This is a genomic window from Litoreibacter arenae DSM 19593, from assembly GCF_000442275.2.
Lineage (GTDB): Bacteria > Pseudomonadota > Alphaproteobacteria > Rhodobacterales > Rhodobacteraceae > Litoreibacter > Litoreibacter arenae.
The window spans coordinates 355992-371932 of the sequence record NZ_KE557310.1 but is presented as its reverse complement, the minus strand read 5'-3'; the positions used below and the strand labels follow the sequence as shown (position 1 = coordinate 371932).

The 15941-nt window shown below is 58.9% G+C and carries 15 protein-coding genes and 1 pseudogene; 10 read left to right on the top strand and 6 right to left on the bottom strand.

The annotated features are described in order from the left end of the window. Window positions 1-783 (top strand): catalase (locus tag THALAR_RS09510; RefSeq protein WP_154666785.1); only part of this gene is annotated, 783 nt, incomplete at its 5' end. A gap of 183 nt (window positions 784-966) precedes the next feature. Here THALAR_RS09510 and THALAR_RS09505 read toward each other — a convergent pair. The 5 genes from THALAR_RS09505 to uxuA form a co-directional block, all read right to left on the bottom strand. Further along, window positions 967-2103: an ABC transporter permease gene (locus THALAR_RS09505; protein ID WP_021101326.1), complete on the bottom strand. Its 1137-nt coding sequence runs from the start codon at window positions 2101-2103 to the stop codon at window positions 967-969. Next, window positions 2100-3287 (bottom strand): ABC transporter permease, encoded by a 1188-nt coding sequence (locus tag THALAR_RS09500; RefSeq protein WP_040818173.1) that lies wholly within the window; start codon window positions 3285-3287, stop codon window positions 2100-2102. The genes THALAR_RS09505 and THALAR_RS09500 overlap by 4 nt, the downstream gene beginning before the upstream one ends. A gap of 4 nt (window positions 3288-3291) precedes the next feature. Then, window positions 3292-4290 (bottom strand): HlyD family secretion protein, encoded by a 999-nt coding sequence (locus tag THALAR_RS09495; RefSeq protein WP_021101324.1) that lies wholly within the window; start codon window positions 4288-4290, stop codon window positions 3292-3294. Window positions 4291-4569: 279 nt separating this feature from the next. After that, window positions 4570-6027 carry a mannitol dehydrogenase family protein gene (locus tag THALAR_RS09490; protein ID WP_021101323.1) on the bottom strand — a complete coding sequence of 486 codons (1458 nt, stop codon included), beginning with the start codon at window positions 6025-6027 and terminating at the stop codon, window positions 4570-4572. Then, entirely contained in the window at window positions 6024-7235 is a 1212-nt protein-coding gene (gene uxuA / locus THALAR_RS09485) for a mannonate dehydratase (RefSeq protein ID WP_040818170.1), read from the bottom strand. The genes THALAR_RS09490 and uxuA overlap by 4 nt, the downstream gene beginning before the upstream one ends. Window positions 7236-7361: 126 nt before the next feature. Between uxuA and THALAR_RS09480 the strand changes: the two genes are divergently transcribed. From THALAR_RS09480 to THALAR_RS09460, 5 genes are all read left to right on the top strand, one after another. Next, window positions 7362-8108 carry a GntR family transcriptional regulator gene (locus tag THALAR_RS09480; protein WP_021101321.1) on the top strand — a complete coding sequence of 249 codons (747 nt, stop codon included), beginning with the start codon at window positions 7362-7364 and terminating at the stop codon, window positions 8106-8108. After that, window positions 8105-9082 (top strand): TRAP transporter substrate-binding protein, encoded by a 978-nt coding sequence (locus THALAR_RS09475; RefSeq protein ID WP_021101320.1) that lies wholly within the window; start codon window positions 8105-8107, stop codon window positions 9080-9082. Before THALAR_RS09480 ends, THALAR_RS09475 begins: the two co-directional genes overlap by 4 nt. 79 nt (window positions 9083-9161) lie before the next feature. After that, complete coding sequence (locus THALAR_RS09470) at window positions 9162-9659, top strand: TRAP transporter small permease (protein ID WP_021101319.1); 498 nt, start codon at window positions 9162-9164, stop codon at window positions 9657-9659. Continuing rightward, window positions 9659-10936, top strand: a complete 1278-nt coding sequence (locus THALAR_RS09465) for a TRAP transporter large permease (RefSeq protein ID WP_021101318.1) — start codon at window positions 9659-9661, stop codon at window positions 10934-10936. The genes THALAR_RS09470 and THALAR_RS09465 overlap by 1 nt, the downstream gene beginning before the upstream one ends. A gap of 9 nt (window positions 10937-10945) precedes the next feature. Beyond that, window positions 10946-11992 carry an L-idonate 5-dehydrogenase gene (locus THALAR_RS09460; RefSeq protein ID WP_021101317.1) on the top strand — a complete coding sequence of 349 codons (1047 nt, stop codon included), beginning with the start codon at window positions 10946-10948 and terminating at the stop codon, window positions 11990-11992. 31 nt (window positions 11993-12023) lie between these two features. Here THALAR_RS09460 and THALAR_RS18120 read toward each other — a convergent pair. After that, window positions 12024-12959: pseudogene (locus THALAR_RS18120) on the bottom strand (aminotransferase class III-fold pyridoxal phosphate-dependent enzyme). A gap of 153 nt (window positions 12960-13112) precedes the next feature. On the opposite strand from THALAR_RS18120, the gene THALAR_RS09445 reads away from it, so the two are divergent. Genes THALAR_RS09445 through THALAR_RS09430 form a run of 4 tightly spaced genes read left to right on the top strand, consistent with a single transcriptional unit; the run spans window position 13113 to window position 15830 of the window. Then, window positions 13113-13913: a S49 family peptidase gene (locus THALAR_RS09445; RefSeq protein ID WP_040818168.1), complete on the top strand. Its 801-nt coding sequence runs from the start codon at window positions 13113-13115 to the stop codon at window positions 13911-13913. Between the two features lie 4 nt (window positions 13914-13917). Next, a complete protein-coding gene (locus tag THALAR_RS18565) occupies window positions 13918-14094 on the top strand; it encodes a hypothetical protein (protein ID WP_021101311.1) in 177 nt (58 codons plus the stop codon). A gap of 2 nt (window positions 14095-14096) precedes the next feature. After that, a complete protein-coding gene (locus THALAR_RS09435; protein ID WP_021101310.1) occupies window positions 14097-15044 on the top strand; it encodes a calcium/sodium antiporter in 948 nt (315 codons plus the stop codon). Then, window positions 15045-15830 carry an SDR family oxidoreductase gene (locus THALAR_RS09430; protein ID WP_021101309.1) on the top strand — a complete coding sequence of 262 codons (786 nt, stop codon included), beginning with the start codon at window positions 15045-15047 and terminating at the stop codon, window positions 15828-15830. The last annotated feature ends 111 nt before the right edge of the window (window positions 15831-15941 follow it).

Genomic DNA, 15941 nt, shown 5'->3' with positions numbered 1-15941 from the left:
CAGGCCGCTCTGAAGACCATTATCTCTGAAGACGGACAAGATGGCGATTACCACCGCCGTGATCTGTTCAATGCGATCAAGGACGGCGATTTCCCCACCTGGACGCTGCATATGCAGATCATGCCGTTTGAGGAGGCCAAGACCTACCGCTTCAACCCGTTCGATCTCACCAAGGTTTGGCCGCACGCAGATTACCCGCTGATCGAGGTGGGCAAGCTGACGCTGAACAAAAACCCCACCGATTTCCACACCCAAATCGAACAGGCCGCATTTGCGCCTGACAGTTTGGTGCGTGGCATCGGTCTCAGCCCCGACAAGATGCTGCTCGGTCGCAGTTTCTCCTACTCCGACGCCCATCGGGCGCGACTGGGGGCAAATTTTGCACAGATCCCGGTCAACCGCCCGAAATCACCTGTCCACAGCTACAGCAAGGATGGTGCGATGCGGGTCGATAACGTCAGCGATCCGGTTTACGCGCCAAACTCTTATGGTGGGCCACATGCCGATCCGTCGCTTACCGATGATGCCGGAAAGTGGCACGCCGATGGCGATATGGTGCGCAGCGCCTATACGCTGCGTGAAGACGATGACGATTGGGGTCAGGCCGGAACGCTGGTGCGCGACGTGCTGGATGATGCCGCCCGTGATCGGCTGGTTAGCAATATCGTCGGCCACCTCAAAGGCGGCGTGTCCGAGCCGATCTTGAAGCGCGCCTTTGAATACTGGCGCAACGTTGACAAGACGCTGGGCGAACGAGTCGAAAAAGGCGTGCGCGAAGGTTAAGCGTAAGATAATTGGCCGATATCGGTAAGTCACACGATCCGGTATCGGCCTGCCGCCGACCAAACTCGGCATTAAGAAGGCAACGGCTGTTTCAGTTGCAGTGGCCAAGGTTGGGCGCTCCGCATGTCAGCACCCGTAATCTCAGCTACCCACCCGCATCGAAAAGTTCCCACCGGACATCCATCAGGAGCCGGTAACCTGATGCTGTGCTCCCTTGATCCGGTAGATCAAGATGGCCAACAACGTATACCCGAAGGCGAGGATGATCTGAATTTGCACCGCGTCCGCAATGTCCTTCGGTGTCGCTCCCATTTGATTGACCGCGACAAAGGCTGAAATCGCGCTGGAAGACGGCACAAGCAGCGACAGCATGTGCAGATATTCGGGGATGGATTCAATCGGCCATGCGATGCCCGACAGAAAGAAAAGCGGCAGCCCCATGACCACCAGAAAGAACACCACGCCTTCACGCCGCGGGATCAAGAGAGCGAGGGCAAATCCCAACGCGGTACAGGCGCTCAGGAACGGCAGGCCGATCAGCATCAGCGTGCCGATGTTTCCCACCCTCGGGATGCCGTAGAAAGCCGGTAACAGCAGTTGAGTGAATGCGATCCAGCCCAGATATAATCCGATATAGGCAACAGGTGCCGCCCACATCCCAAGCCCGGTGGGAAACCTGCGCCCGGCGTGGAGCAAGCCGATACCCATAAGCAGCGTCTGCTGAAGGATCAAAACGAAGGACGCCGGAACCACATAGCTGGCATAGCCGCCCTGTGGATTGAATACCGCGATATTTGTGACGGTCACTGGGGCCAAAGCCGTTCGTGCCTGATCCTCATCCATGCCGGTGTCGGTCAGGCGCGCAAGGTTGACTTCGACACCCATGGCGCGGGCGACACTGGTAACCGCGCCCATGATGTTGGAATAGACCAGCAGATAGCTGCCATCGCCGAAGGCGGCGATCGGCGCGGGGGCTCCGGTCAGAAGATTGCGTTCAAAGCCAGCCGGAATGATGACGATGCCATAGACGTCGCGCTTGAAGAATGCATCGCGGGCGGCCTCCATATTGGGGACAGCGGCCATGATGGCGACATGGTCGTTGGCGTCGATAAGGCGCAGCAGTTTCCGGCTTTCGGTAGAATTGTCCTGATCGATAACCGCGATGGGCACATCGCGCAAAACCTCTCCGACGAAGGGCTGCGGATACAACGCGCTATAAACCAAAATGCCCGCGATCATCGTCATGCGGGCGCTGGAATCTGCGAACAGATTGCGCAAGACGCCGATGATCTCGGTCATGAAACGGCGCAGCGCACTCACGTTTCACCCCCTGCGGTCACAGCCCGCGCCCGCATGTGTAGCATGATCCACAACAGTGTCGTGAACACGATCAGAAGGGCGAACAGCCATAGCATCGTCGGCGCCGAATACTGCAACGGCGCCCCGCGAAGGGTCTGGTCCGTGCGCAATTCAAGGTATGGCGTCAGCGGGATGATCGACCCCCAGGCTTGGGCGAAACCTGACATTCCAAAGCGTGGGAAGCTGACCCCCGCGAACCCAAATGCCGGTGCGACGATGACGGCCATCATGCCCAAGGCTCCGGTTGCGCTTGTGGCAAACATCGCGATCAAAGCGCCCAGCATCTGACAGGCCAGAATGAACAACAGCCCGTTGAGGAAGAACACCAGGACATTTCCGCGAAAATCAGCCCCGAAGAAGGTGAAAAGCAACACATCCCCAAGCAGGAGAACAAGGGTTCCCAGCACCGTATAGGGCAGCAATTTGCCAGCTATCCCCTGAGCCGCCGAGCCGGATTGCTGCAAGAAGTTCGACAGGCCGCCCGGTGAATGTCGCTCACGCGAAAACGACAACACGGCGGCGGCGCAGATGAAGATCTGCATGACGGTCGGGATAATCGCCGACAGCAGGAACTGGATGTAGTCGAGTGAGGGATTGAACAGCGGGCTTTGCTGCACCGGGATCGGCGTTATCAGGTCCATGGCGCGGTCCGGTCCGACGCCGTTGGATTCCAGCAAACGCAGCGATACGCCCGCCGCGAGAGTCAGAACCGAGGTGCCCATACTGCGCGCCGCTGCCCCTCCTGATGCAAGGAACTGGCTGTTGGAGAAGATCACGATTTCAGGGCTTTGTTCCAGAAACAGATTTCGCTCCATCTCTGGCGGGATCATCAAGATCGCATAGACGTCCCGGGCGATAAGCGCCTGACGTGCTTCGCTCAAGGACGGTACCTGCTGGGTCACCGCCACGTCTGATGCGCCGTCGACCATGCGCACCAGCTGGCGCGACAGGGTTGATCCATCAAGGTCCACCACCGCAACCGGCAGGTCGCGCGGCAAACCCGGCGCAAAGACCGCGGCGAGGGTCAGAAAGATCAACAGCGGCATTGGGGCCAGCATGAACGCCAGCGAGGGGCGGGACGCGATATGACGCCTCTCACGCCGCAGAATGCGCCGGAAACCTGAAGGATGTGTGTCGCCTGACACCGGGCTATTCGGCGCTGCGCGCGGTCGCGGGCCAGTCTACCAGTGCGCTCATTCCGGGTCGCAGGCCGTCGACTGGCTCCGTCGGCTCGGCCCGCACCGAGAATGTCCGCAAGTCGAAATCACCTGTGGCCTTGGTTGCACGCCAGTTCGCATAGCTGCCTTCGACGTTGATCGCCGTGATCTCGGCAGGAACGGGCGCGTGGTCTTGCCCCAACGCGGGCACGCGCACCTCAAGCGGCTGGCCAACTTCGAGGCCCTCCAGAAGGTCTTCGCGCAGGTTGAACGTGAACCAGGCGTGGTCCACATCCACGATCGAAATCAACGGCGCGCCGGCGCTGAACAACTTGCCGACTTCGGCGGTGCGGGTCGTGACCTCGCCGTCAATCGGGGATGTGACGGTCAGTTCTTCGACATTGGCCTGAAGCTGGGTCAGATTGGCCTCAGCTTGGGTGACCTGCGCTGTGGCGACGGCCCTTTGCTCTTCGCTGGCCCCGTTGCGCGCCTGATCCAGGTTGGCTTGCGCGGCGGCCTGGGCCTGAATAGCGGCGTTCAATGCGTTGCTGGCCTGATCAAGGTTTGCCTGCGACACAACCGAGCTGTCACGCAGCTGGTTCACCCGATCATAGCTACTTTGGGCCAGTTCCACGTCAGCGACCGCCTTGGCCAACTGCGCCTCGGCGGCGGCGATTGTTTCGGGGCGGGTGGAAAAGGTCAGGTCCCGATTGGCCCGCGCCACAGCGATCCCTGCCTTTGCAGTCTCAAGCTGCGCACGCAATTGCGGGCTTTCCAACTGCACGACAATGTCGCCGGCGCTAACGCGGCTGCCAAAGCCGACAGGAGTCTCCGACACCCGTGCAGTGATCAACGCCGAAAGATCAATCCGCGTGGCCTCCACCTCGCCTTGCACCAGATAGGTGGCGGGTTGGCGCACAGTCCAGACGAGCAGGGCCGCAACGGCCAAAACGGCGAGCACGGCCAGAAGTGCATTTCTGGTATTTTTCATGGTCCAACCTCAAGCTTGGTAGGGGATAATTGCGAAAGCGAATATGTCTGAAATGCAGGGTCTTAAGGAACGGTCACGCTACACCTCACCCATGCGGTCCGCAAGATGGCGGAATGTGTTCGCATCGTTTCAAGCCTGTGGATGGTGTTTAAGCGGATGCGATTTGCGTCGTGATATGTTGCGACATATTCCGGCATAACTGACAATGCCCCAGCCCCCCTGAAATCGGGCCAGATAGGTGCTGGTGATCCTTTCAAGAGTGGCATCGCCGAAGCGAGATCAGTTTGCCCTTTCGCCGATCTCGGAGCTAATAACGAACTCGGGCGAATGCTCCATCAGATCAGACAAAATCGACAGGATATCGCGTCGCCAGACGACCGAAGTTGCAAGCTCCGCAGGAATGAGGCCGGAAATGGTTTCCAAGTCGGCCAGTATTTCCTCCGGACTGGTCTTCTGAGCGGCGCTTTCCAGCTGCTCGGCACGCGGATCGTTGAGGTCACCGGTGCGGCAGAACCATATCCAGAGCGCTGTTGCGAATGCAAAGGGACGCACAGACTGGTTTGCCCCAAGAGCATCAACCGCTGGTGCCAATATACGTTGCGGCAACTTCTCCGAGCCGTCGGTGCCAATCTGGGATGTTTCATGCGCAATGTTCGGGTTGCGAAAACGCTCGACGAGATCGGCGCAATATGCAGGTAGGTCAATATCGTGCATCGGCGGCAGCGTGGCGGATGCGGCGTCGAGATGCTTGCGTATCAGGGCTTCCAGACCGGCATCGCTTAGGACATCCCTGACGTATTGCTTGCCGAGCAGCAGACCCATGTAGGCGATCAGCGAATGACTGCCATTCAGGAGCCGGAGTTTCATTTTCTCGAAAGGTGCGACGTCTCGGGTGAAGATTGCCCCTGCGGCCTCCCATGACGGACGCCCCGACGGGAAGTGGTCTTCGATCACCCATTGATGGAAGCTCTCGGTCTCAACGGCGAGAAGGTCCTGGGTTTCCGTCAAATCAGCTGCAATCTCGCGGGTCGCGGCGGTTTGTGCAGGGGTGATGCGGTCCACCATAGATGACGGACAGGCGACGTTTCGTGCAATCCAGTCGCCCAGCCCGGTGTCAAATCGGTTAGCGAAATCAATCAGACCGGCATGAACGAACTTGCCGTTTTCTGGCAGGTTGTCGCAGCAAAGAACCGTAAAGGGCGCGGTGCCGTCGGCGCGGCGCTTCTCCAGGGCGGCGACGATCAGCCCGACGGCTCCGACAGGTGCTTGGTCACGTTTTAGGTCCTGCGCAATGACAGGATGAGACGGATCAACGCCGCCCGTGGCGCGATTAATGCCGTATCCTTTTTCGGTGACCGTGATTGTAACGATGCGGGTGGCAGGATCGCTAAGTGCGTTCAGCACGTCGTCAGGCTGGGTGCGCGCGCAAAGCGCTGAGGCGATGCTGCCGATGATTTGCGCCTCTGTGCGCTCCGGCGCTTTGACGAGGATGGTGTAAAGCCCGTCCTGCTCGTTGAAATCCTGCGCGGTTTGCTCGTTGCGCATACTGACGCCGATGATCTTCCAGTCACCCCCGCCTGCCGCCAGCGCGGCGTCGGTGTAGAATGCCTGATGCGCTTTGTGAAACGCCCCCAAGCCAAGATGGACGATCCCCGTGCCGCAGGCATCGCGGTCGTATTCAGGTGTCGCCACGCCGTCAGGAACAGCGGCGAGGCTGGATTTATTCAAACGTCTCATGCGACCGATCCTTTGTGGGACAGGGCCTCGATGATACCGCGCAACTCGGCGAGCCCTTTGAGCCGTCCGACAGCGGGATAGCCGGGCTGGCTGTTCTGCCCGAGGTCGCTCAGAATGTCCTGCCCGTGGTCGGGGCGGAACGGAATGTTGCAATCCGCGCGACCTTCTTCTGCTCGGCGCTTTTCCTCGTCCAGAGCGGCGGCGATCAATGCCACCATATCCGTCACCCCTTCCAGATGGGCAGCCTCGTGGAAAGAGTTTGGCAGGGTATCGGTTTCCCGCGCGACGTTGCGCAGATGCAGGAAATGCACCCTTGACCCCAGACGCCGCATCATCCCCGGGAGGTCGTTGCTTTGACGCACGCCAAGCGATCCGCTGCACAGGGTGATCCCGTTCGCGGGCGAGTCCACGGCGGCCATCAGGCGCGTGTAATCCTCTTCGGTCGACATGATCCTTGGCAGCCCCAGAAGCGGAAACGGCGGGTCATCGGGGTGACAACACAACCGCGCACCGACCTCTTCCGCGACGGGCACGACCTCTTGCAGAAACGCGATCTGGTGCTTGCGCAGCGTGTCGGCATCAATGGCGCTGTATGCGTCCAGATGGGCGCGCAGATCATCCAGCGTGTAGCCTTCCTCCGCACCGGGGAGGCCGCATATTACGTTGGTGACCAGCGCCGCTACATCCTCGCTCGACATTGCGCTGTGTCGCTCCTTCGCGCGGTCCACGACGTCGGATGGGAAGTCATTTTCGGCACCCTTTCGTGCCAGCGCAAAGATGTCGAAGACAGCAAAATCAACCACATCAAATCGCATGCAAGTGGCGCCGTTGGGCAATTCATGGGCCAAGTCTGTCCGCGTCCAGTCCAGAACCGGCATGAAGTTGTAGCAAATCGTATGGATGCCGACTTCGGCGAGGTTGCGGATACTTTGCTTATAGTTCTCGATGTGCTCTCGCCACTCACCTGTCTGCTGCTTGATATTTTCAGAGACAGGGAGGCTTTCGACCACATCCCATGTGAGTTCCGTTGGCCTGCCATCGGGGAGCAGTTCGATCTGGTTTTTGCGCCGCTCGATTTCCTCGACCGACCAGACGACCCCGTTGGGAATATGGTGCAGGGCGGACACGACTCCGCAGACCCCTGCCTGCCTCATATCGGGAATCGAAACCGTGTCTTTTGGTCCAAACCAACGCCAAGTTCGCCGCATGTCATCCTCCAGTTTTCGCCTAACGAATTGAAATATTTATATTTCAGGTAATCCTTATCAGGAAGGTTAACATTGTGTTGACTTGTATGGAAGTGGGGAAGTATCAAAAGACAGGGGGAGTGAAGCATGATGGCAGTCTCGGATATCGAAGAGTGGAAGCTGGATCACAGCAAGGCTGTCAGCCCGCAGCTCAGAAATGTCCTGAGAACCCGTATCATCAGAAATGACCTGCGCCCCATGAGCCGCTTGTCGGAACCCGAGCTTGCAAAAGAATATGGCGTCAGCCGCCAGCCGGTGCGTGAAGCCTTCATCACACTTGTGGAGGAGGGCTTGCTGGAAGTGCGGCCCCAGCGGGGAACCTATGTCAAACGGATCGACTATGAGGCCGTTCTGAACGCCAGATTTGTCCGCGAAGCCGTTGAAGCGGACATCGTTTGCAAGCTTGCCGCCGAAGGCAGCGCTGCGCTTGTGAAGGATTTGCGCGGCCAGATTTCGCATCAAAGGGCCGTGGCGGACGACACGCCTGAGCACTTCATGGAGCTTGACGAACATTTCCACAGAACACTCGCGCGTGCCGCCGGGGTCGGACGTTCATGGGATTTTTTGGCTCAGATCAAGTCCCAAATGGATCGTGTGCGGTTTCTGACGTTTGAAGAATTTCACATATCAAAGCTGATCGACCAACACGAACAGGTTGCCGACGCGATTGAGCAGAAAAGTGCATCGCGTGTCGAAGACGCGATGCGGACCCATCTCCGCGAGATCCTGTCCAGCCTGCCACGCGTTCAGAAGCTTTACCCCGACCATTTCGAAGATTCTCGGGGCGCAATCCCCGGAAAATCAGCCCAAAACTCTAGGAGGAGAATATCATGAGGCTCTTTTCAAAAATCACGACACTGGCAGCCGCAAGCTGCATGACGATCATGGCAGGGACTGCCGCGTTCGGTCAGGAAACCACGCTGAAGCTGGGGCATTTGGCCAACGAGGACAACTCTTGGCATCAGGCCGCCGTTCGGTTCGGCGAAGAACTCAGCGCGTTGACGGATGGCCGCATCGCGGTCGAGGTGTTCCCGAACGAGTCGCTTGGCAAGGAAATCGACCTGATTAATGGCATGCAGCTTGGCACGGTCGATATGACGATCACCGGCGAAAGCCTGCAAAACTGGGCGCCGATGGCGGCCCTTCTCGCTGTCCCTTATGCCTATCGCTCGCTTGAGCATATGGACGAAGTGGCTGGCGGTGAGATCGGTGACCAGATCGAAGCGCAGATCATCGAGCGCGCGCAGATCCGCCCGATCGCCTATTTCGCACGGGGACCGCGTAATCTTACGTCGCAGCGCCCTATCACTACTCCAGCGGATTTGAACGGAATGAAAATGCGCGTTCCGAACGTGCCGCTCTTCGTTGACGTCTGGAGCGCGCTTGGGGCATCCCCCACCCCCATGGCCTTCTCCGAAGTGTTTACATCCCTGCAAAGCGGCGTGATCGACGGACAGGAAAACCCGCTTGCCCTTATCCGCTCGGCCAACTTCAACGAAGTTCAGAGCCATGTGAACCAGACCGAGCATGTGCGCTCGTGGATCTACCTGACAATCGCTGAATCCACTTGGGCGAAATTGTCCGAAGAGGATCAGGCCGCCGTCATGAAGGCCGCCGCCGCCGCACAGGAATACGAGCGTGGCCTGCTGCTGGACAGCCTTGCCGCGGACAAAGCCTATCTGGAAGAGAACGGCATGACATTCGTCGAAGTTGACGGAGCAGCTTTCCAAGCCGCCGCCCGCGACGCCGTTCTGGCCAATGTCAGCGACGAGATCAAACCAGTCGTCGAGGACCTGTTCGCGAACTAGGCGACCAGATCACCCAACCTCGGGAGGCTGCCGGGTCACGGGCTGGCAGCTTCTCTCGCGCCAAGGGGGAAGAAGCCCAATGTTACGCTTAGAGAGCATTTTCTACACTATCTGCCGCATTGGTGTCGGTGTTTCGTTCCTCGTGTTGATCCTGACGGTTCTCACGCAAGTGCTCGGCCGCACATTCAGCTCGTCGCCAATCTGGACCGAGGAACTTACCCGCTTTGCGATGCTTTATGTTGTGGCCTTCGGGGCAGGCTTGTCATTGCGCTCAGGTGATCTCGTGAACGTCGATGTCGTTTGCGAGCAGGTGCCGGGCGAGTGGCCATGGCGACTGCGCCTGCTATCGGCAGCGATCACGGTGGCGCTGTGCGCTTACCTGATTCCAGCCGCATGGAAATACGTCTCCATCGGTGCGATGCAAACATCCCCGGCGATGACGCTCAGAATGGACATAGTGCATTTTACCGTGTTCGGGCTTCTCGTGACGCTTCTTGTTTTCTCTGTTTTCAGGATTTACCGAATGGTCGTTCTTGGTGAAGACGGCAAAGCCGATGTTCGTGAGGAGCTGGAATAATGGGCCTTACTATTCTAATTGCAGTCTTTGTCATCGGGCTGGTCATCGGCCTGCCGGTCGCCATCACGTTGGGCGTTAGCTCCCTTTGCTACCTTTTGGTCATGGGCATCCCGCCGGTGGTCATGCCGCAGAAGATGTATGCGGGGATGGACGTCTTCGTGCTTCTCAGTATCCCAGGGTTCATCCTTGCCGGAAACCTGATGAACCGTGGCGGTATTACCGAGCGCATCATCCGGTTTGCAAACTCGCTCGTCGGCTGGATCAGGGGTGGGCTCGGCCTGACCAATGTGGGCGCGTCCATGCTCTTCGGCGGGATCACAGGCACGGCTGTTGCCGATGCGGCCTCTATCGGTGGCGTCATGATCCCCGGTATGAAAAAGGCTGGGTATCCGGCTGATTTTTCGGCGGCTGTCACTGCGGCATCGTCGACCGTCGGCCCCATCATCCCGCCCAGCGTTCCGATGATTATCGTCGGCGCTTTGTCCGGCATCTCAGTCGGCAAGATGTTCCTCGCCGGAGCCATCCCCGGTGTCGTCATGGGTGTCGCCATGATGGTCACGACCTACCTGATCGCCCGCAAAAAGGACTTCCCACGGCAAGAGTGGCAAGGAGTAAGCGAAATCGCCAAAGCCTTTGCCGGTGCGTTCTGGGCGCTGGCGATGACAGGTATCATCCTCTACGGCCTGCTGAGCGGCATCGCTACCCCCACGGAAACCGCAGTCGTCGCCAGTGTGTACGCCATGATCGTCGGGCTGCTGATCTACCGCGAGTTGCCGATACGCGAAATTCCTACAATCGTCATAGACAGTGCCGTGTCGGCGACCGGCATCCTGCTGCTTGTCGGCTTTGCCAACGTCTTTGGCTGGATATTGGTGTCGGAGCGCATTCCGCAGGCTATCGCGTCGGCGGTGTTGTCGTTCACGGAAAACAAGTTTCTCGTTATTCTGATCATCAACATCCTCCTCTTGCTGGTTGGCATGTTCATGGAAACGATTGCGGCACTTATCATCCTGTTCGTCCCGTTGCTGGCCTTGGCAGTCGCCGTCGACATCGAACCCCTCCACTTTGCAACATTCGCGGTTCTCAATTTGATGATCGGGCTGACCACGCCGCCGCTCGGCGTCTGCCTGTTCGTCTGTGCCGGGATTGCTCGCTTGCCACTGACGCCGGTTGTGATCGCGATCCTGCCGTTCCTGTTCACCAACATCTTGGTGTTGTTGCTCGTCTCATACGTGCCGGCCATTTCTACATGGCTGCCATCCGTCCTCATGCCATAGGAGTCCTCCATGTCCACCAAAGCCTGCGTTCTGCACAAACAAGACGATCTGCGCATTGACGACATCACGGTTCCGGACCTTCAGTCTGGCGACGTACTGGTTCAGATGACCCACGGTGGCATTTGCGGCTCTGACCTGCATTACTATCTGCATGGTGGTTTCGGTCCGGTTCGCGTGAAAGAGCCGATTATTCTGGGCCACGAAGTTGCGGGCATAGTCGAGGCGATCGGGCCGGATGTGACCCGTGTAAAGGTCGGGGACCGCGTTGCCGTCAGCCCAAGCCGACCTTGCTACGATTGTAAGTACTGCAACGAAGAGAACTACCAGCATTGCGTCAACATGCGCTTCATGGGGTCCGCCCGCACGATGCCTCACGTCCAGGGCGGGTTTCGTTCCAAAATGGTGACGGGGGAGGCGCAGTGCTTCAAAGTTGGAAAAGACACATCGCTGGCCAGTGCTGCCTGCTCTGAACCCTTGGCGGTCTGCCTGCACGCGGCGGCGCAAGCCGGGCCGCTGGAGGGCAAGTCCGTTCTGGTGACCGGCGCAGGCCCCATCGGCGCACTTTGCGTCGCGGTCGCGAAGATGAACGGCGCGCGCAGCGTCGTCGTGACCGACCTGTTTGATTTCACCTTGGGCGTGGCCAAAAAGATGGGCGCGACAGACACCGTCAATATCGGCGCGAACCCGGACGGTGTGTCAGCCCATATTGCGGAGCACGGACCGTTCGACGTCGTCTTCGAATGCTCCGCAGCGGAGCCCGCTATCCTGTCGGCGATCGAGGCCGTGCGGCCCAGAGGGACGATCGTGCAAGTCGGCGTGGCTGGCAGCCTGAGCCTGCCGATCAACGCAATCGTCGGCAAGGAGATTACCTTCAGGGGAACACACCGTTTTCACCCCGAGTTCGAACAAGCCGTTAAAATCATTGATAGCGGAGTGATCGACGTAGCGCCGCTTGTCACGCAAACCTATCCGCTGTCAGATGCGGTCGAAGCCTTCACAACGGCGGCGAACCGCGAGAAAGCGGTGAAGGTGCAGTTGCAACTGGACAGCGTGTGACCAAGTTGCGGAGGGCGCGTTGCTGCGCCCTCTAGCCGCCCGCCGCCTTCGTCAGGCCAGCGTCCAACGCTTGCAGGATGGTGTCGATCTCCGCCTCCGAGATGATGAGCGGCGGTGACATCATCAAATTGTTCCCCCCGACACGCACCATGGCCCCAGCCTCATAAGCCGTGTTGAACATCCCCGACCATCTCGTGCTTGTCTTTCAGCGCGACGAGCCCTTTGTAAAGCTGGTCGCCCCGAGGTCCGGTGTTCTCGTTGATTTTCAGCCGCTGGCTTTCGCGCAGGCAGGCCCATGAAGCTGGCGGATGACACCACCCGCGTCCTGAATGGGCTCCATGATAAAGGCGGCAATGGTGTTCGTGCCTTGAAACTCAATCTCGTCCACCATCGCGGCGGCACAAAGCTGCGCCAGTTTCGCTGGGTCGCTTTCGTTGAACGGGTTGCGATAAGGGTAGGGCGAGGGGATGTGGAAATAGCCCGGCACCAACGGCTCGGGGTTATTCGGAAGTGGTCGTTGCCATTGATCGAAGCGCCGCCAAAGTTAGTGCCGTGATATCCTTTCTTCAAAGACAGGAATTTGGTGCGTGTGGGTTCCCCCACGGACTTTGTGGAATTGCCGCGCCAGTCGCAGCGCAGTTTCCACCGCGTCAGAGCCGCCAGATGTGAAGAATGCGCGCGCCATGCCGTCGGGCGCGAACATCTCCCGCAACTCGTAGCTTAGCTCGATGGCAGGCTCGTTGGAGGTGCCTGCAAACGCGGAATAATAGGGCAGGACCTGTAGCTAGTCGGCAATCGCCTGTTTGATCGGATCGCAAGAGTAGCCGACATTCACGCACCACAGCCCGCCCACGCCGTCTACGACCGTGTGGCCGCTCATGTCGGTGATCGTCGAGCCCTTCGCGGACGAGATCGCGCGCGGCGGGTTTTGCTGCATTGCACCCAGATGCCCCGTCGGATGCCGCATATGCCGCGCATTGTTCTCGTTGAGAAAGTTTCAGTCTTTCATCGCTCGTTTCCCACAGTGCCTGCCGCTAGGTCGCGCTAAATGGCAACGCCTGCAAGGCTGTTTCCGACATCGCCCTTGTTTGGGCGCGATCAGAACTCTACATGGCAGGGGATGAAACGATTTATTCCCTTTTTGAAGTCGCCTCCTACGGTGAACGTCGTGGCGTTAAGCGGGGCGATTGCGTCCGGCGGTCGCATTGGTACCCTCAACGACGCCGGTCTGGCATCTACGCTGACCAAAGCCTTCAAAAAGGGCAAGCCGGCGGCAGTCGCGCTTCAGCTCAATTCGCCCGGTGGCTCTCCGGCGCAAAGTTCGCTCATTGGCGCGCGTATCCGGCGGTTGGCCGAAGAGAACGACGTGCCTGTCTTCGCATTTGTGGAAGATGTCGCCGCATCCGGCGGTTACTGGCTGGCCGCAAGTGCCGACGAGATATTCGTGGATGCCACGTCAATCGTGGGATCAATCGGCGTGATTTCTGCCAGCTTCGGTTTCAACGAGCTGATGCAGCGTCAGGGCATCGAGCGCCGCGTGCATACGGCTGGCAAAGACAAGTCCATGCTGGACCCGTTCCGGCCCGAGCGGCCCGCCGACGTCAAAAGGCTGAAAGCGCTACAGGCGCAAATCCACGACACCTTCATCGACCATGTGAAGTCCCGACGGGGCGCGCGGCTCTCGGAGGACGGTGATCTGTTCACTGGCGAAATATGGGTCGGTCAAAAAGCGATCGACGTAGGGCTGGCAGATGCGATCGGCCATCTGGTGCCGGTGATGAAAGAACGGTTCGGCGATAAGGTTCGCTTCAACACCTTCGGCCCAAAGCGGTCACTGTTTCAGCGCTTCGGCGTACGTGTTTTGACCAGCGCCATTGACCAACTTGACGAAAAAGCGCTCTGGGCGCGGTTCGGGCTGTGAGCGCATGATTTTCAAGATTATCACCCTGTTTCTGGTCGGCATGGCCGTGCTTGCGATGTTCGGGAAGCTGAAGTTTCCGAAATCGGGGCCGAAGCTCGGGGCGAAGAACGCCTATAAATGCGACAAGTGCGGTAGCTACAAAATTGGCAAGGGTCCGTGTCCTTGCCAGAAAAAGGGTTAGGGATGCTCGAAGTATTGGGTGCGACGGGCGGGCTGATAATCCTGCTGCTGGCGGGCGACGCCTTAGTGCGAGGTGCCGTGAACCTGTCACTGCGGCTTGGTATCCCCGCGCTGATCATCAGCTTGACCGTTGTAGCCTTCGGCACGTCCGCTCCGGAACTGCTGATCTCCATTCAGGCAATCATTGACGGCGTGCCGGGTTTGGCTTTGGGGAATGTGGTCGGCTCGAACACGGCCAACGTCCTGTTGGTACTCGGCATACCCGCGCTGCTTTTTGGTTTGCCGACGAGCGAGTCCAGAACGCAGAAGAGTTTTATCCAGATGATCGCAGCGTCGCTGCTGTTCATCGCGGTCAGCTTCTTCGGGCCGATTACATGGACGCACGCCCTGGTTTTGCTGGCTGCGATTGCGTTCATTCTAATGGATCAGTTCCGCGATGCCCAAAACGGTCGCGCTGCGCTGATAGAAGACGAGCCGGAGGGCGCAGACCCGACGATGCCCGGCTGGAAAATTGCGGTTTTTATTATTCTCGGGCTTGTCGGTTTGCCCATAGGGGCAAGTCTCCTGGTCGAAAACGCCAGCGCCATCGCGACGCGCATGGGCGTGTCGGATACCGTGATCGGGCTTACGCTCGTTGCTGTGGGGACCTCGTTGCCCGAACTGGCCACCACTGTCGTTGCCGCGATGCGCAAACATGCGGACGTGGCATTGGGCAACGTAATCGGGTCCAATGTGTTCAACCTGTTGGCGATCATCGGCATCGCGGCACTTGTCGGCCCAATACCGGTGCCATCATCGTTCTTGCGGTTTGATCTTTGGGTGATGCTGGCGTCTTCCTTGATCCTGATTCCGGTTGTCTTTTGGCACAAGAATCTGGGCAAGCGCTGGGGCGTGGTGCTTTGTCTGCTCTATGTCGCCTACATTGTCGTTGTGCTTGGCGCGGAGGCTTGAATGATCGAAGGACGTGCATTGGTAACAGGAGCTGCAGACCGCTTGGGCGCGGCGATGGCGCTGCGTCTTGCCGATCTGGGCTTCGATGTGGCGGTCCACTATGCCTCGTCCGGCGAGGCTGCGCAGGAAACGGTAGCGCAGATAAAAGCCAAAGGCCGGAATTCGGTCGCTCTCCAAGCTGATCTGCTGGACATGACCGCCGCCGCCGAACTGGTGCCAGAGGCGGCAGATACCTTGGGCGGCCCGTTGAGCGTGCTGGTGAACAACGCTTCAATCTTTGAATACGATACGCTCGCCACGGCCACGCTCGAAAGCTGGGATCGACATATGGGGTCCAACTTCCAAGCTCCGTTTGTCTTGACCCAGGCGTTCGCTAAACAGGCACCGAAGGCAGGCGCAGATGACAATGGTGAGCCGATCGCGCGGGCTGCCATCATCAACATGATTGACCAGCGGGTCCGTAAGCTTACGCCCGAGTTCATGACTTACACCTTGGCGAAAATGGGTCTGTGGGCGCTGACGCAGACAAGCGCCCAAGCGCTCGCACCTGCGATCCGCGTCAATGCTATCGGGCCCGGTCCCACCATGCAGGGCGCACGGCAGTCGGATGACCATTTCGCGAAGCAACGGGCAGCTACGGTTTTGGGGCGGGGTGCGAACCCGGCAGACATCACGGCGGCCATGGAATACCTCCTCAGATCACCGGCGCTGACGGGGCAGTTGCTCTGCGTTGACGGGGGCCAGCATCTGGCTTGGCGCACGCCCGATGTCGTGGGCGTGGAGTAGGAAAATACTGCAATTTGCCCTAGTGACGCATTGACTTGTCCCCTTTGTACAAAAGCGTCGCGAATCTGTTACCAAAAGCTTAATGTTATCAGGGATTTGGCTGAGGTGGAA

Excerpts from the sequence above, each read along its gene's own strand:
- THALAR_RS09460 (WP_021101317.1), top strand. The coding sequence starts at position 10,946 with ATGTCCACCAAAGCCTGCGTTCTGCACAAACAAGACGATCTGCGCATT.
- THALAR_RS18565 (WP_021101311.1), top strand. The coding sequence starts at position 13,918 with ATGATTTTCAAGATTATCACCCTGTTTCTGGTCGGCATGGCCGTGCTT.
- THALAR_RS09445 (WP_040818168.1), top strand. The coding sequence starts at position 13,113 with ATGAAACGATTTATTCCCTTTTTGAAGTCGCCTCCTACGGTGAACGTC.
- THALAR_RS09435 (WP_021101310.1), top strand. The coding sequence starts at position 14,097 with ATGCTCGAAGTATTGGGTGCGACGGGCGGGCTGATAATCCTGCTGCTG.
- THALAR_RS09490 (WP_021101323.1), bottom strand. The coding sequence starts at position 6,027 with ATGAGACGTTTGAATAAATCCAGCCTCGCCGCTGTTCCTGACGGCGTG.
- THALAR_RS09480 (WP_021101321.1), top strand. The coding sequence starts at position 7,362 with ATGATGGCAGTCTCGGATATCGAAGAGTGGAAGCTGGATCACAGCAAG.
- THALAR_RS09495 (WP_021101324.1), bottom strand. The coding sequence starts at position 4,290 with ATGAAAAATACCAGAAATGCACTTCTGGCCGTGCTCGCCGTTTTGGCC.
- THALAR_RS09470 (WP_021101319.1), top strand. The coding sequence starts at position 9,162 with ATGTTACGCTTAGAGAGCATTTTCTACACTATCTGCCGCATTGGTGTC.
- THALAR_RS09465 (WP_021101318.1), top strand. The coding sequence starts at position 9,659 with ATGGGCCTTACTATTCTAATTGCAGTCTTTGTCATCGGGCTGGTCATC.
- THALAR_RS09475 (WP_021101320.1), top strand. The coding sequence starts at position 8,105 with ATGAGGCTCTTTTCAAAAATCACGACACTGGCAGCCGCAAGCTGCATG.
- uxuA (WP_040818170.1), bottom strand. The coding sequence starts at position 7,235 with ATGCGGCGAACTTGGCGTTGGTTTGGACCAAAAGACACGGTTTCGATT.
- THALAR_RS09430 (WP_021101309.1), top strand. The coding sequence starts at position 15,045 with ATGATCGAAGGACGTGCATTGGTAACAGGAGCTGCAGACCGCTTGGGC.